This window comes from Pseudobutyrivibrio ruminis HUN009, assembly GCF_000703005.1.
Taxonomy (GTDB): Bacteria; Bacillota; Clostridia; order Lachnospirales; family Lachnospiraceae; genus Pseudobutyrivibrio; species Pseudobutyrivibrio ruminis_A.
In genome coordinates this window covers 2,575,531-2,590,669 of record NZ_JNLH01000001.1, presented here as the reverse complement: position 1 = coordinate 2,590,669, position 15,139 = coordinate 2,575,531, and the positions used below count along the sequence as shown (strand labels likewise).

Genomic DNA, 15,139 nt, shown 5'->3' with positions numbered 1-15,139 from the left:
ATGGAAAATGACAAACTGGTAATCGGTGGTAAAGAATTTGATTCTCGTTTTATCCTTGGCTCTGGAAAGTATTCCATGAAGCTTATTGAAGCGGCAATTAAAGATGCAGGGGCGGAAATTATAACACTTGCCGTTCGTAGAACAAACACCAAGGATGAAGAAAACATTTTGGATTATATTCCAAAGAATGTAACTTTGCTTCCAAATACAAGCGGCGCAAGAGATGCAAAGGAAGCTGTAAGAATAGCACGACTAGCCAGGGAGCTTGGCTGTGGTGATTTTGTAAAAATCGAGATTATGAGGGATACAAAGTATTTACTTCCTGATAATTACGAAACAATTAAGGCTACAGAAATTCTTGCAAAAGAAGGCTTTGTGGTTATGCCTTATATGTACCCAGATTTGAATGTTGCAAGAGAATTGCAAAATGTTGGAGCTGCTTCCATCATGCCACTTGCATCACCGATTGGCTCCAATAAAGGTCTTGCAACAAAAGAGTTTATACAGATTCTTATTGATGAAATAGATTTGCCTATTATTGTAGATGCTGGAATTGGAAAGCCATCACAGGCATGTGAAGCAATGGAAATGGGAGCTGCAGCAATAATGGCAAATACTGCTCTTGCAACAGCTGGAGACTTGACACTTATGGCATCAGCATTCAAAGATGCTATTGAAGCAGGAAGAAAAGCATACTTGGCAGGCCTTGGAAGAGTGCTTACACGTGGTGCAGCAGCATCAGATCCACTTACAGGTTTCTTACATTAGGAGGCATCATGGAAAACACATTTTTATTTGACTCTAAGGAATTATCAGCAACAGGACTAGAGCGAAAGCATCAGATTGAGACAGATCCTTCATCTAGAATCAATCATATGGAATATTTGCCGGGGATGGATATTATTGAGTCGGATGTTCGTAAAAACGTAATGGAACATTTTAATTCCTATGATTACAGCAAATACACAGCTGCAGATGTTAGAAGGGCCCTTGCCAGCGATAAATGTACAATAGAAGATTTTAAGGCACTTCTTTCACCGGCTGCAGAACCATTTTTGGAACAGATGGCAAAGAAGGCACAGCAGGAAACGAGCAAGCACTTTGGAAATACAGTGTATCTTTTTACTCCAATCTATATAGCAAATTACTGCGAGAACTACTGTGTATACTGCGGATTTAATTGCTATAACAAAATAAAAAGATTAAAGCTTTCATATGAGCAAATAGAGCATGAAATGCAGGTTATTGCAGATAGTGGAATGGAAGAAATATTAATTCTTACAGGAGAAAGTCCAGCTAAATCAGACGTTGAATATATAGGTGAAGCATGTAAAATTGCTAGAAAATATTTCAAAATGGTTGGAATCGAAATATATCCTGTAAACGTAAAGGATTACAAATATCTGCATGAGTGCGGTGCGGACTATGTAACCGTTTTTCAGGAAACATACGATTCTGACAAGTATGAGACTCTGCATTTGATGGGTAACAAGAGAATATGGCCATATAGATTTGATGCTCAGGAGCGAGCTCTTATGGGTGGAATGCGAGGGGTTGCCTTTTCTGCACTTTTGGGGCTTTCGGATTTTAGAAAGGATGCTCTGGCATCAGCCTTGCATGTCTACTATTTACAGCGCAAATACCCTTATGCAGAAATGTCATTATCATGCCCTAGACTTCGACCAATTATCAATAATGACACAATCAATCCACTTGATGTAGGGGAAAAGCAGTTGTGCCAGATTATATGTGCATATCGTATATTTTTGCCTTTCTGTGGAATTACAGTATCTTCAAGAGAAACGGCAGAATTTAGAAATGGGATAGTAAAGATTGCTGCTACAAAGGTATCAGCAGGAGTATCAACGGGTATCGGTGACCATGAAGAAAAATATACTGGTGAGGAATCAAGTGACCCTTCTGGGGATGAGCAATTTGAAATTTCTGATGGCAGGAGCCTGGGTACTATGTACATAGATATTTCTGACGAAGGATTACAACCAGTTTTCAATGATTACATATATGTTTAAGGAGAAGAATAATGAGAAAATACACAACACAGATGGACGCAGCAAGACAAGGAATTATTACACCAGAAATGAAGCAGGTGGCCTTAAAGGAGTATCGTACACCTGAAGAAATAATGGAGCTAGTAGCAAGAGGCCAGGTGGCAATTCCTGCAAATGTAAATCATAAGTGTCTTAATCCAGAAGGTGTAGGAAGCATGCTACGTACAAAAATCAATGTTAATCTTGGCGTATCTAGAGACTGTAAGGATTATGATATTGAAATGCAAAAGGTTATGGCTGCAGTGGATATGGGGGCCGAGGCCATTATGGATTTATCCAGCCATGGAAACACAGAGCCATTTAGAAAGAAGCTAGTAGATGAATGTCCAGCAATGATAGGAACTGTGCCTATATATGACAGTGTAATCCATTATCAAAGAGATTTGGCTACACTCACAGCAAAGGATTTTATTGATGTAGTACGTCTTCATGCAGAAAACGGAGTGGACTTTGTTACACTACATTGCGGAATTACACGTAAGACAATTGATCAGATAAAGCTTCATAAAAGAAAAATGAACATTGTATCAAGAGGAGGTTCACTTGTATTTGCCTGGATGTCTATGACAGGGGAGGAGAACCCTTTCTATGAATATTATGATGAGATTTTGGATATCTGCCGTCAGTATGATGTGACAATATCTCTTGGTGATGCATGCAGACCAGGCTGTCTTGCAGATGCCAGCGACGTGTGTCAGATAGAGGAATTAGTTCGATTAGGAGAGCTAACAAAGCGTGCGTGGGCCAAGGATGTTCAGGTTATGGTGGAAGGTCCTGGACATATGCCAATGGACGAAATCGCTGCAAATATGAAGATTCAGCAAAAGGTTTGTATGGGAGCACCATTCTATGTACTGGGGCCTCTTGTTACTGATATTGCTCCAGGATATGACCATATTACATCAGCAATCGGAGGGGCGATAGCGGCTCAAAACGGCGCAGCATTTCTTTGTTATGTTACACCTGCAGAGCATTTGGCTTTGCCTAATCTTGAGGATGTTAAACAGGGAATCATTGCTTCAAAGATTGCAGCACATGCAGCAGATATTGCTAAGCATGTACCACATGCAATGGATAGAGATAATGCCATGGCAGATGCCAGACAGTGTTTTGACTGGGATAAGCAATGGGAATGCTCAATTGACCCAGAGACTGCCCAGGCTATTCGTGCTGATCGCTCACCAGAATTTGATGACACATGTTCTATGTGTGGTAAATTCTGTGCTGTAAGAAGCATGAATAAAGCCTTGGCAGGAGAGTACATAGATATTCTTGGTTAATAAACAAGAACCATCAGGTCAAATGGCCTGATGGTTTTTGTTATTTAATCGAAGGAAGAGTACAAATATTGTCTCCGATTGTAATGTTGTGCTTATTCAAGAACGCCATGAACTCAGGGTTAAGCTCTGGCTGACAAACTGACTGTGGATCGTGAGCGTCACAGCCAATTACAAAGTTGGCCCCCATCTCTGTGGCTAAGTCAAAGAACTTGTCACAAGGATAATTGCGTTTTCCTGTAAATCCAAGAAGATTTACTTCTAGTGGAATATTTAAATCAATGGATGCGGCAATGAGACGTTCCATGTGCTTTTTATAGGTATTGTCATCGCCCTTGTAATAAATCAAATCGGGATGGGCAAGATATGTAAACATACCTGTTTGCATTCCCTCGATTGCAGTATCTACGTAATCAATCAAGTGCTGATCATCAGTGGTAGGAGCTCCAGCATAGAATCCATCAATCTCGTCAGGAATGAAATGCTGTCCCTGAATAATATAATCAACAGGGTAGTTTCTGAGCTCTTTAATCAGCGCATCAAAGTATTTTCTAAAGTATTCTACCTCGAATCCTATGTAAATAGTGATATCGTCCTTGTATTCTTCTCTAAGCTTTACAAGTGTATCAACATAGTTTTCTAATTCCTCCATACCCATTCTGATATGTGATTTATAACTGGATGGATATGGCTGTGGTGTGTGATCTGAAAAACCAAGAATTTTAAACCCATTTGCTATGGCAGATTCAATGTATTCTCGTTCACTGCCAGTGGCGTGATTACATCTTGGTGTATGTGAATGATAATTTGCTAACATAAAAGTTCCTCCGACAATTGAACATAATAACACAAAATAATAAAATATGATAATTAAGGAGGATAAAATTATGTACGACAAGATATCACGATTACTTATGTTTGGGGATTTAACAGAGGATAGTATTCTTTATCAGCTTGGAAAAGCTATTGATATGGTGGAGTCTGGTGATTATAACAAGAGGGAAGCTACCCGCCAGATTAACGCAATTTCAAAGCGACTTCTTATGCTTGCAACGGATTATGGGTTTGATGATAATCTTTGGCATAATTATTTAACCTTCTACATTATTATGAATGAAAATCCATTTTCTCTAGTTACAGAAAAAACTGATGTGAAGCCAGGTTCTGTAAATCATTTGGTAGAAAATGATTTTAGAATTCTAAAAGAACTATTTGATTACGATTTTTCATCTTTGGAAAAGGAGTTGGGCATTGAGTCATTCTCCGTATTTACGAACTACAATTCTGTTAGAAAAAATGAGCAGATGTATAATCGCAATGTTAGTGAAAAGGTTAGAAAGCTGTCAAAAGAGCTTGAGGCTGCAAGGGATGAAAAGGAATTCTTTAACGTAATTACGAATTTCTATAAGGCTTACGGTGTAGGTATGTTTGGCTTGAATAAAGCCTTCAGAATCGAGGAAATAGGATTAAATGATATCAAGTTTGTTCCTATCAATAACATGGATGAGGTTGTCCTGGATGATTTGATAGGATATGAATATCAAAAGCAACAGCTAATTGATAATACGGAAAGCTTTGTAGCTGGCAAAAAAGCAAATAATGTGCTTTTGTTTGGAGATAGTGGAACTGGCAAATCTACAAGTATTAAGGCTATTGTTAATCAGTACTATGATGACGGTCTTCGAATGATTGAGATATATAAGCATCAGTTTAGATATCTATCAAAGATTATAGCCAGCATTAAGAATCGTAATTACAAATACATCATCTATATGGATGATTTGTCATTTGAAGAGCATGAAATAGAGTACAAATTCCTAAAGGCTGTTATTGAAGGTGGCGTTGAGACAAAGCCAGATAACATTTTGATTTATGCTACTTCAAACCGTAGACATTTAATAAAGGAAACATGGAATGATAGAAATGATCAGACCAACACTGATGACAGACATCATTCAGATACAGTAGAAGAAAAGCTTTCGCTTGTTCATCGCTTTGGTGTTACTATCAGCTACTCAAAGCCAATGCAAAGAGAATATATAGATATTGTTCTTGGATTGGCTTCAAGAGCAGGCATCACCATGCCAGAGGAGGAACTTATTGCGAAAGCAAAGGTATGGGAAATGGAGCAGGGTGGTCTTTCAGGAAGAACAGCCCAGCAGTTTATATATCACATATTGGGCCAGCAGAATTAATCTGTCAGCTTGTTTTCTTTGAACATTTTCATCATCTCATTTGTGAGGCTGTAGTCGAGAGGCTGTAATTCGATATCCTCTCGGCTCACCCACTGAGCATATTTCAGTTCTGATTCATCCATTGTAATGGTGTCATCGCCATCTACATCGCAGTAATATCCCAGCAGAATATCGCTGGCAATTCCCCAAGGCTGAGATTTGTAGTAGCGGATATTTTTAACTTTTAGTCCTGTTTCTTCCATTACTTCACGTTCGACAGTTTCTTCCATAGTTTCACCGATTTCTGTAAATCCGGCCACAAGAGCATTGTGAGCAAAACCGGTTTTGTATTTTGTCAGTAATAGCTTATCGCCATTTTTTACACCAACTATTACAGCAGGATTGATTCTAGGGTATCGTGTGCGGCCACAGTTAGGGCAAACTAAAGCGCGCTCAGATTTTGAATGTTCATTCTTTGTACCACATTTTCCACAGAATCTGTTTGCCTCATACCAATCAATCAAGTGGATGGCAGTGTAGGCTGCAAATACATAGTGCTTTGGATAAAGATAATCATTTCTGATTTGTCGCATCGTAAAGAACTGAAAACCTTCAGGAAGAGCGGAGGTATCAGTGTTTGTATCTGTATTGTAAAAGAAGTTTTCTCCATCAATTTCAAAAAAGTATATAGGATTAAGATTTGATTGAATGTCTTTTATCTGTGGGAAAGAAATGGTTTTGCTTTTTTCATCAACATTTAACAGGATTTTTCCGTCGCTATGAACAATGATTAAATCATCTGACTTAGGAATAGCGTCAGTTTTATAGCTATTATTAAGTTTGCTTGGAAAAATATCTTGAATCATATGTACCTCCGAAAATTGATTTTGTACAATTCATTATGTACTTAAAAGTGAAAATGTCAATGTTATTTTAGTATCATCGGGGTTATGGTAGAATATTGTAAATTTGTATTAAATGGTGAAAGATATGATAAAAATTGAAAGTATAGATGATAGTAGAGTAGATATATTTACAAAGTATAACGAGGCTCAGCTATATCATTATTATGAGCCTAATGGAGGCGTATTTATAGCAGAAACTCCAGAGGTAATAAAGAGGGCACTGGCTAGAGGCGCAGAGCCTATTGCTTTTTTAGTTGAGGAAAAGGCATATGAATCACAGGTTGTGCAGGAATTGTTGAGTGATATCAGTGATGATGTAGAAGTATTTGTGGCAGAGCTTAATGTCATCAACAAAATCACTGGTTTTAATCTTACAAGAGGAGTTTTGGCTGCCTGCAAAAGACCGAGCTTGCCTTCAGTTTCTGAAATCCTTCAAGCCTCAAAACGGGTGGCAATCCTTGAGGATGTTATGAATCCAACAAACGTAGGCGCAATATTTAGATCTGCAGCAGCCCTTGGCGTTGATGGCATTATATTAACTCATGATAGTGCAGATCCTTTCTATAGAAGAGCGGCTCGTGTTGCTATGGGAACTGTGTTCCAGGTACCATGGACATATTTTGACAAGGGTTCTGATTATGTTGCTGCTCTTAAAGGAGATGGCTTTGCAGTTGTTTCAATGGCCCTGAAGGATAATGCAATATCTCTTGCAGAACCAGTGCTGAAGGAACAGGAGAAGCTGGCGATTGTATTTGGTACTGAGAGTACCGGAATCAAGCAGGAAACAATAGATGCGTCTGATTTCGTTACAATCATTCCTATGTATCATGGAGTGGATTCTTTAAATGTTGCAGCAGCCAGTGCGGTAACATTTTGGGAGTTATGCAAAAGAGAGTAATAGTTTACAGGAGACTTGATATATGGCTGGAATATTATATGGAATAGGAGTTGGCCCTGGTGATCCAGAGCTGCTTACAATAAAGGCTGTAAAGGCAATTAGGGATGCAGATGTTATTTGCTTGCCTAGAGCTGAAAAGGATAAGTGTAGAGCATATCAAATTGCTCTTCCGGTTGTGCCAGAGCTTGCTTTCAAAAAGGTTATTAGCCTCGATTTTGAGATGACAAAGGATGAGGCTAAGCTCAAGGAAATGCACGAAAGCTTTTATAGTAAATATAAGGAGCTTTTGTTTGAAGGATACAACCTTGCTTTCCTTACAATAGGAGACCCAACTGTATACTCAACATTTGGGTATATAATGAAGCTTGCAAAGAAGGATGGAATAGAAGTAGAAATCATCAATGGTATCACATCATTCTGTGGTACAGCATCTGCGGCGGGAATTCTTATCAGCGAGGCAGATGAAAATGTTCATATCCTTTCAGGCCAAGGAAATCTGGATGAAGAATTAAAAATGTCTGGCACAAAAATAATAATGAAAAGTGGAAAAAATGTTTCTGCAATAAAGGATAAGCTTGTAGAGATGGAAAATGCTGGGATTGTTAACGTATATGCGGTAATAGACTGTGGCATGGAAACAGAACAAATCTTTACAAGTGCTATGACTATTCCAGATGATTCTAGATATATGATGACAATTATAGTAAAAGAAAAATAGGAGAATAATAATGAAATTTGTAGTTCAAAGAGTTAATGAAGCATCTGTAAAAGTAGATGGAAATGTAATAGGTCAAATTGGAAAAGGTTTTTTAGTCCTTATTGGTGTAGCAGATTCTGATACAAAAGAAATAGCAGACAAAATGGTGAAAAAGCTACTAGGGCTTCGCATATTTGATGATGAAAATGACAAGATTAATCTTTCTCTATCAGATGTAGGCGGAGAGCTTCTTTTGATATCTCAATTTACCCTATATGCAAACTGCAAGAAGGGATATCGTCCTTCTTTTATAGAGGCTGGTGCACCGGATATGGCAAATGAAATGTATGAATACATTATTGAAAAATGCAAAGAACAATTCCATGTGGAGACAGGAGAGTTTGGCGCAGATATGAAGGTGTCTTTGCAAAATGATGGCCCATTTACAATCATTTTAGATTCAGCAGAAATCTGCTAGATTTTTAATCATTTATGGGCCTAGAAAGCCTTGACTTGCTATCTGAAATTCTATAGAATACTAAATGTTCGCAGGAATGGCGGAATTGGCAGACGCGCAGGCTTCAGGTGCCTGTGGTAGCAATATCGTGTGGGTTCAAGTCCCATTTCCTGCAGCTTAGCCTCAGTTTTTACTGGGGCTTTTTTTATACAACAAACGAGCGACACCAATTCGAAATCAACCGATTCCTAACTGGTGCCGCCCCTTAACATCGATCCCAATGGACTATACCTCTCTATCTAACTTATTTTAAAAGTAATAATTGTCGCGTGGTTAAAAAATTAATTCTCTGGTGGACCATACCTCCAATCACTAGATTTTGTAGTTACTAAATTAATTCTCTGGTGGACTATACCTCCCTTTCTGCTTTTTTCTCTCTGTTATTTGATAAGTCTATTATACATCCAGGAAGATAAATTGCAAGATAAATGCACGATAAAAATATTATTTGTCAGACAATAACAATGTTCGGATAAGTGTTTTGTGTATAATTCCAATTGAAATCTAAGTTAAAACCCGGAAGGCGGGGTGGAGTGGAAAAGAAAAAAGGCTTCGGTAAAACCGAAGCCTTCGATATGCGGAAGGCGGGACTTGAACCCGCACGCTCGCAATGAGCACAAGATCCTTAGTCTTGCTCGTCTGCCAGTTCCGACACTTCCGCGAACAAAAGATATACTATCAGAGTCTGACTCACATGTCAACAAAAAAATCACATTTTTCTTGTAAGATTTTTTTAGAACTAGTATAATGGGTTGAGATAAATTAAATTGCATAAAACTAAGGAGAGACAACGATGGTATTTTCGATTATTGTTATCATACTGACGGCTCTTTATATTGCAGTGCTGGAGCTGTCTAAAAATATATTATTAGGCTGGGTGGTTGGCATACTTGCGGCTATCTCAATGCTAGTATTAAGGGCAATGCTTATAAAAAGAGATTCGTATAATGTTAAGTCAACAATCATTATGTGGATTGTATTTGTTGCTATATTGGCATGTAACTATGTATTAACAGCTCCACCTTACAAAAATGTTCCAGCAGTTGCAAATAAGAATCCTGATGTGACAGATGTAGTTTCTGTTCAGCAGGGAGATTTGACTGGAGTATATAACGAAGATCATTCTGTAAAGGTATACGCTGGTATTCCTTATGCAAAGGCACCAGTAGGTGAGCTTCGTTTTAAAGAACCACAGCCAGCTGAAAGCTGGGATGGTGTAAGAGCATGCGATGAATTTGGCCCTATGGCGATGCAAGCCCGTACCAATCCTTTATATGACAGTTTGTCACACATCCTTGGCTGGCATGACTATAGAGTGCAATTAGGTGATGAGTATCTTGAGGCTATGAGTGAAGATTGTCTGTATCTTAATGTTTTTGCACCAGAGGAGGCTTCAGACGAGCCATTGCCTGTTATTTTCTATGTTCACGGCGGCAGTCTTTCTACAGGTCAGTCTTCATATACGGAGTATAGAGGCGAGGACTTGGCAAAGAGGGGTGTTATATTCGTAAATTTTGCTTACAGATTAAATGTTTTTGGCTACTATGCAGCTGATGATTTAAAAGAAGAATCGGCTAACGGTACTACAGGTAACTATGGTCTGCTAGATCAGATAGCTGCTCTTCAGTGGGTTTATGACAATATAGAAGCTTTTGGTGGAGATCCAAATCAAATCACAATTGCTGGAGAATCAGCAGGCTCATCTAGCGTAAATGCAATGTGCGTATCACCTCTTACAGATGGATTGTTTAATTATGCTATTGCGGAGTCCAGTGGTATTCTTGCAAGAAAGCCTTTCCATACTTTCAGAGATTATAGTGAGGCAGTAAAAGAAGGAGATGCAGTTCGCAAAGAATTTGGTGTAACTTCTTCTGAGGAGCTTAGGGATATTCCAGCAGAAGAGCTTGTGAAGACATCAACTGACCAATCGGCAATGACTGTCGATGGCTATGCCATTACAGAACAGCCTTATCTTACATATGAAAAGGGGCAAAACCATGAAAAGGCTCTGTTAAATGGATTTAATGCCAAAGAATCAGATGCCTTCTTGCTAGGAACCAAAGCGACAGCTGACAATTATGAGAAGTTATTAGCGGAGGATTTGGGGTCTTACGCAGGGGATATGGCAAAGATTGTTCCGGCAGATTCACCACAGCGTGACCAGCATTTTATTGTTGATGCAATGGGAGATGCCAAGGGTGCATTAAATATTAGCTATTCAGCAATTTGGTTCAGCTATTCACATTATCTTTGGAATAACTATTTGGTGGAACAGGGCGTTCCTACCTATGAATATTACTTTACAAAGACCAATGATTCCTTATCAAATTACCATGCCGGCGAGTTGCCATATGCATATGGAAATCTTTGGAGACATCCAGGATTGTATACGGAAGAGGATTATGCGCTTTCAGATATAATGCAACAGTATTGGGTGAATTTTGCCAAGACTGGAAATCCTAATGGAGACGGACTTCCTAAATGGGAGATGAGAGATGAGAATCAGACAAAGTTGCTGCAGCTTGATACTGATATTAAGATGATAGAAGATCCTAACAGCGAACTATATAAAATAATCGATAAATATCAAGCAACATTTAATTAAATTTATAGAAGAAAAAATAAAAGGGTTATTGTATACTAAATACGAAGGAAACTTTGGGAGAATACAATGACCTTTTTTGATTTGATTTTTATTTTTAGATTGGTACCAATCTTTTTGATTATATATTATATTTTGCCATGCAATTGTCGTGCATGGCTTTTATTGGTTGCAAGTATAGGATTTTACTATATTAATGAGCCGGTGTATATTGCTGTAATTTCAGCGGCTACACTGATTAATTATATTCTGGCTAAATTTCTATCCAAGAAAAAATCAAAGGTTATACTTGCAATCGGTGTTATTATAAACTGTTCATGTCTGTGCTTTTTCAAGGGAGCATCTTCATTTGGTTTAAATATAGTTATTCCTCTTGGCGTTAGCTACTACATTTTCAAAATGATATCTTACCTGGCAGATTTATATAAAGGTAAGATTCAAAAGGTTGAGCTAATAAGCATGGCCAACTATTTCTTTATGTTTCCACAGATTACATCAGGTCCTATTGCCAGATACGACTATGTTGAAAAAAATGATTTTTGGAAAAAGAATGATAAAACAAAGAAAGAAAACTTTTGCAGTATTCTTTTGCAAATAGAAGATGGACTTAAGTATTTTGCCATTGGATTGTTTATGAAGGTGATGATTGCAGATCATCTTTCTGTTCTTTGGAATGATATGAAAACTATCGGATATGAAAGCATTTCAACGCCTCTAGCGTGGCTTGGTGCATACACTTTCTCTTTTGAGTTATATTTTGATTTTTGGGGATATTCACTTATGGCAGCTGGCCTTGGAGTGATGTTGGGATTTCCTTTTATTAGAAACTTTGATCAGCCATATTTTTCAAAGTCTATCTCTGAGTTTTATAGAAATTGGCACAGCACACTAGGTTCGTGGTTCAGAGATTACGTATATTTTCCTCTGGGAGGAAATCGCAAGGGAAAGATACGTACTGTTTTCAATTTATTAGTAGTCTGGATTTTGACTGGTCTTTGGCATGGTCAAACATATAATTTCTGGATATGGGCTGGAATAATATTTTTGATTATTACAATTGAGAAGTTTATTCTGAGCAGATTTGAAAAGCTATTTATGGTGGTAGGGCGTATTAACGTTATGGTAATCATTCCTATTACATGGGTTGTGTTTGCTATTCATTCTATGAAGTATCTTAGACTATATATGTTAAGACTTTTCCCAGTTATAGATATTTCTGTTGCAGTTAATAGTAATGATTATTTGTACATGCTTGAGGATTATTGGATATATTTAGTATTGGCTATTATTTTCACTATTCCAGCATTAACAGGTTTCTATAAAAAACATAAAAATAACGTATTTACGATTTTAGTGATATTTGCAATGTTTTGGATAAGCATTTTTAGTTTGTCTAATTCTGCAGGCAATCCATTTATGTATTTAAGATTCTAGGTGAAGATATGAAAATAAACAGTATTTTATTGTTACTGCTTACAATTATAAGTTCTATTGCGATTGCTGTAGTTGGAGTTGTTTTTAGGGGTACCGTATATACGAAGTATTATTCAAATCCTTATAAAACAACTTCTATAGGTGCCGTTATGCAGGCTGCATCAAATGGCATCTATCCATGGTCAAAAATAGAAGTAAATGAAGAAAAGCAGTCGACAAAAGCAACTAAAAAAACAAATGTAAAGTCTAGCAAGACAAAAAAATATATATCTGTAGATGATAGCTATTTTGATGATGCTTTGTTTATAGGCGATTCACGAATGGTTGGTCTTTCTCAGTATTGTCAGGACATTGATGCTAGAGCTACCTTTTATGCTAAGAAATCCCTCTCTATATATAACATCAGGGATGATAAATGGATAGAAACTGAGGATGGTGATGAAATTAGTTTAGCTGAGGCTTTAGAAACTAATCACTTTTCAAAAGTATATATAATGGTTGGCATAAACGAGCTTGGAAGAGGAGATGAAAATGATTTCAGGCAAGCCTATCAGGACGTAATCAACCAGATTCAGGCAGCAGAGCCAAATGCTTATATATTTATTAATAGCATCATGCATGTTTCAAAAGAGAAAAATGAAACAGATGAGCTATACAACAATACTAATATCAATCTCAGAAATGATGCTATTAAATCATTAGAAGATAAGCAAAACATTTTCTATTTAAATATTAACGAAGCGGTAGATGACGAGGAAGGTAATCTTGATGCGGAGACCACAACAGATGGTGTTCATTTAAAGGGAGCGTGCTATGAACCATGGCATGAATATTTACTTTCTCACGGTGTGGAATAATACACAAAATAAATGTGCAGAATTTTCAGATTTAGCACGTTAAAGTTAGACACTTTAATTTGCAAAAAAGCGTTGACTATTTAGGAATGCGATGCTATTATAATCAAGTCGTCAGGAACAAGTACTGATGTGCGGAAGTGTCGGAACTGGCAGACGAGCAAGACTAAGGATCTTGTGCTCATTGCGAGCGTGCGGGTTCAAGTCCCGCCTTCCGCATTGGTTTGTAGAGCCTAGAAACATTGAAAATTCAATGCTTCTGGGCTTTATTTTTTTGTCTGCACACTTAATAATTCGGACAACTAGGGACAACCTAGCCGTTTAATAGTGTTCTAATCTCATCATCTACATTTATTCTTGCATATGAATAATGTCTTAGATTAGTTTCCACACTGTGACCGAGTAGGCGAGCCCTATCTGTCACTGGGATTCCTTTCGGAATAAACTCATTAGAATTTAAGCTCATTCTAAATGCATGATTTCTAGTGATTGAAAATCCCATACTTCTCATTAATCTTCGTAGGCATGTTTGGTATGCTCCTACTGTAATCCAATCACCATTTACGTCACAGAAAACATATTCTGAAGCTATATGTTTTTCTTCTTGAAGAGTTTTTAAATTCAATAATATTTTTGCTATCTTGTCTGTGATGGGATAATATCTTCCTCCTTGAGATATTCCCTTTTCATCTTTAGTCCATGGCACATAGTACACAATTCTGTTACCAGTTTCACGGTTTGAAAGTTGCTGAGAATGGATATGTATCATACGGTTATCTAATATATCAGCCCACTTGAGTGAACATAATTCAGCGGCACGCATACCAGTTTCTATGGCTAAAAGAATCATAAATCCATAGATAAAATATCCATTATAACGAGCAAATTGCATCCTGCGATATATCTCGTTTTGGATTCTTAGTATGTCATCACGAGAAAGTATTTTCTCTTTGCTTTTTGGCTTTGAATTATCGCATTTAGAGCGAAACTGTTGATTAGATATCCCCTTAACAATATCTACTTGTACATACCCATATTCGACAGCATATCTCCATATAAGATTTAATACGCCTTTGTATTTTAGGAAAGCTTTTGGAGTAGGATTTAAGCGTTCTAACATTTCATTAGTGTATGCTTTCAAATCATCTTTGGAGATTGATTTAATATCCCTTTTCCCAAATTCATCACTAATAAAGTGATTATATTCCTGACGTAATCTTTTTATAGTGAGAGGACTACAATTATCTGTCTTTTCTTTGGTTTCAATTGCCAGTTCAAAGATGTGTTCTAGCGTATTAGCTACGACATAGCAATCGTAATAATCAAGAATCTTATCAATTAATAATTCTTCAGTTCTGGCGTGTAGACGAATATCTCCACTAATTTTAGTTACCCAAAGGTCTCGTGATGCTTCATAACGAATACTCTTAGGTGTTCCATTTGCTTTTATATGTACTTGTGCGACAAGCTTACGCTTTAGAGCAAGTTCTTTTGTTTTACTCATTTCTATTTCTTTTTGCATGTCGGCAACTGAAATGATACCACATTTATATTCATTTTCTAGGTTTAATTGGTAATCTTTTTGATTATTAATCATTCTTCTTAGTTCATTACTAAATTTGAATATCTTGTTCATACTTTTATTCCTTTGATATTAATCTAATTTTGCTATTGCTACATTTTTATGATTTGATAAGTACTTATTCATCAAC

The 15,139-nt window shown here is 37.2% G+C and carries 13 protein-coding genes and 3 tRNA genes; 12 read left to right on the top strand and 4 right to left on the bottom strand.

The genetic code is table 11. The annotated features are described in order from the left end of the window. The 3 genes from BO15_RS0111725 to thiC are packed head-to-tail and all read left to right on the top strand — an operon-like array spanning position 1 to position 3,349. The gene (locus tag BO15_RS0111725; protein ID WP_033154474.1) at positions 1 to 768 is read left to right on the top strand and encodes a thiazole synthase; all 768 of its coding nucleotides are present in this window, start codon (positions 1 to 3) and stop codon (positions 766 to 768) included. Between the two features lie 8 nt (positions 769 to 776). After that, complete coding sequence (thiH, locus tag BO15_RS0111720) at positions 777 to 2,030, top strand: 2-iminoacetate synthase ThiH (RefSeq protein ID WP_033154473.1); 1,254 nt, start codon at positions 777 to 779, stop codon at positions 2,028 to 2,030. An 11-nt stretch (positions 2,031 to 2,041) separates the two neighbouring features. After that, positions 2,042 to 3,349: a phosphomethylpyrimidine synthase ThiC gene (thiC, locus tag BO15_RS0111715; protein ID WP_033154472.1), complete on the top strand. Its 1,308-nt coding sequence runs from the start codon at positions 2,042 to 2,044 to the stop codon at positions 3,347 to 3,349. 40 nt (positions 3,350 to 3,389) lie between these two features. Here thiC and BO15_RS0111710 read toward each other — a convergent pair whose 3' ends face one another. Continuing rightward, a complete protein-coding gene (locus BO15_RS0111710; protein WP_052169912.1) occupies positions 3,390 to 4,163 on the bottom strand; it encodes a histidinol-phosphatase in 774 nt (257 codons plus the stop codon). Between the two features lie 70 nt (positions 4,164 to 4,233). Between BO15_RS0111710 and BO15_RS0111705 the strand changes: the two genes are divergently transcribed. After that, positions 4,234 to 5,541 carry an ATP-binding protein gene (locus tag BO15_RS0111705; protein ID WP_033154471.1) on the top strand — a complete coding sequence of 436 codons (1,308 nt, stop codon included), beginning with the start codon at positions 4,234 to 4,236 and terminating at the stop codon, positions 5,539 to 5,541. On the opposite strand, the gene nudC is transcribed toward BO15_RS0111705, so the two are convergent. Further along, a complete protein-coding gene (nudC, locus tag BO15_RS0111700) occupies positions 5,538 to 6,386 on the bottom strand; it encodes an NAD(+) diphosphatase (protein WP_033154470.1) in 849 nt (282 codons plus the stop codon). The genes BO15_RS0111705 and nudC overlap by 4 nt on opposite strands. Before the next feature lie 124 nt (positions 6,387 to 6,510). Here nudC and BO15_RS0111695 point away from each other — a divergent pair, with 124 nt between their 5' ends. From BO15_RS0111695 to BO15_RS0111680, 4 genes are all read left to right on the top strand, one after another. Then, on the top strand, positions 6,511 to 7,323 hold the full coding sequence (locus BO15_RS0111695) for a TrmH family RNA methyltransferase (protein WP_242843766.1): 813 nt from the start codon (positions 6,511 to 6,513) through the stop codon (positions 7,321 to 7,323). Between the two features lie 22 nt (positions 7,324 to 7,345). Continuing rightward, positions 7,346 to 8,041 carry a precorrin-2 C(20)-methyltransferase gene (cobI, locus tag BO15_RS0111690; protein WP_033154468.1) on the top strand — a complete coding sequence of 232 codons (696 nt, stop codon included), beginning with the start codon at positions 7,346 to 7,348 and terminating at the stop codon, positions 8,039 to 8,041. Between the two features lie 10 nt (positions 8,042 to 8,051). Beyond that, positions 8,052 to 8,498, top strand: coding sequence for a D-aminoacyl-tRNA deacylase (dtd, locus tag BO15_RS0111685; protein ID WP_033154467.1), 447 nt, complete (start codon positions 8,052 to 8,054; stop codon positions 8,496 to 8,498). Positions 8,499 to 8,568: 70 nt separating this feature from the next. Then, positions 8,569 to 8,652, top strand: a tRNA-Leu gene (locus tag BO15_RS0111680). 461 nt (positions 8,653 to 9,113) lie between these two features. Here BO15_RS0111680 and BO15_RS0111675 read toward each other — a convergent pair. Then, positions 9,114 to 9,198, bottom strand: a tRNA-Leu gene (locus BO15_RS0111675). Positions 9,199 to 9,330: 132 nt separating this feature from the next. Between BO15_RS0111675 and BO15_RS0111670 the strand changes: the two genes are divergently transcribed. From BO15_RS0111670 to BO15_RS0111655, 4 genes are all read left to right on the top strand, one after another. Beyond that, positions 9,331 to 11,142, top strand: coding sequence for a carboxylesterase/lipase family protein (locus BO15_RS0111670; RefSeq protein ID WP_033154466.1), 1,812 nt, complete (start codon positions 9,331 to 9,333; stop codon positions 11,140 to 11,142). Between the two features lie 66 nt (positions 11,143 to 11,208). After that, positions 11,209 to 12,573, top strand: a complete 1,365-nt coding sequence (locus BO15_RS0111665) for an MBOAT family O-acyltransferase (RefSeq protein WP_033154465.1) — start codon at positions 11,209 to 11,211, stop codon at positions 12,571 to 12,573. Between the two features lie 8 nt (positions 12,574 to 12,581). Further along, a complete protein-coding gene (locus BO15_RS0111660; RefSeq protein ID WP_052169911.1) occupies positions 12,582 to 13,430 on the top strand; it encodes a GDSL-type esterase/lipase family protein in 849 nt (282 codons plus the stop codon). A gap of 131 nt (positions 13,431 to 13,561) precedes the next feature. Next, positions 13,562 to 13,646, top strand: a tRNA-Leu gene (locus BO15_RS0111655). A 94-nt stretch (positions 13,647 to 13,740) separates the two neighbouring features. Here BO15_RS0111655 and BO15_RS0111650 read toward each other — a convergent pair. Next, positions 13,741 to 15,063 carry a tyrosine-type recombinase/integrase gene (locus tag BO15_RS0111650; protein WP_033154464.1) on the bottom strand — a complete coding sequence of 441 codons (1,323 nt, stop codon included), beginning with the start codon at positions 15,061 to 15,063 and terminating at the stop codon, positions 13,741 to 13,743. Positions 15,064 to 15,139 lie beyond the last annotated feature (76 nt).

What these genes read in the sequence shown, in the direction of transcription:
- BO15_RS0111650 (WP_033154464.1), bottom strand. Translation starts at nt 15,063, where the DNA reads ATGAACAAGATATTCAAATTTAGTAATGAACTAAGAAGAATGATTAAT.
- BO15_RS0111660 (WP_052169911.1), top strand. Translation starts at nt 12,582, where the DNA reads ATGAAAATAAACAGTATTTTATTGTTACTGCTTACAATTATAAGTTCT.
- BO15_RS0111670 (WP_033154466.1), top strand. Translation starts at nt 9,331, where the DNA reads ATGGTATTTTCGATTATTGTTATCATACTGACGGCTCTTTATATTGCA.
- BO15_RS0111665 (WP_033154465.1), top strand. Translation starts at nt 11,209, where the DNA reads ATGACCTTTTTTGATTTGATTTTTATTTTTAGATTGGTACCAATCTTT.
- nudC (WP_033154470.1), bottom strand. Translation starts at nt 6,386, where the DNA reads ATGATTCAAGATATTTTTCCAAGCAAACTTAATAATAGCTATAAAACT.
- BO15_RS0111705 (WP_033154471.1), top strand. Translation starts at nt 4,234, where the DNA reads ATGTACGACAAGATATCACGATTACTTATGTTTGGGGATTTAACAGAG.
- cobI (WP_033154468.1), top strand. Translation starts at nt 7,346, where the DNA reads ATGGCTGGAATATTATATGGAATAGGAGTTGGCCCTGGTGATCCAGAG.
- BO15_RS0111695 (WP_242843766.1), top strand. Translation starts at nt 6,511, where the DNA reads ATGATAAAAATTGAAAGTATAGATGATAGTAGAGTAGATATATTTACA.
- dtd (WP_033154467.1), top strand. Translation starts at nt 8,052, where the DNA reads ATGAAATTTGTAGTTCAAAGAGTTAATGAAGCATCTGTAAAAGTAGAT.
- BO15_RS0111725 (WP_033154474.1), top strand. Translation starts at nt 1, where the DNA reads ATGGAAAATGACAAACTGGTAATCGGTGGTAAAGAATTTGATTCTCGT.
- thiC (WP_033154472.1), top strand. Translation starts at nt 2,042, where the DNA reads ATGAGAAAATACACAACACAGATGGACGCAGCAAGACAAGGAATTATT.
- thiH (WP_033154473.1), top strand. Translation starts at nt 777, where the DNA reads ATGGAAAACACATTTTTATTTGACTCTAAGGAATTATCAGCAACAGGA.
- BO15_RS0111710 (WP_052169912.1), bottom strand. Translation starts at nt 4,163, where the DNA reads ATGTTAGCAAATTATCATTCACATACACCAAGATGTAATCACGCCACT.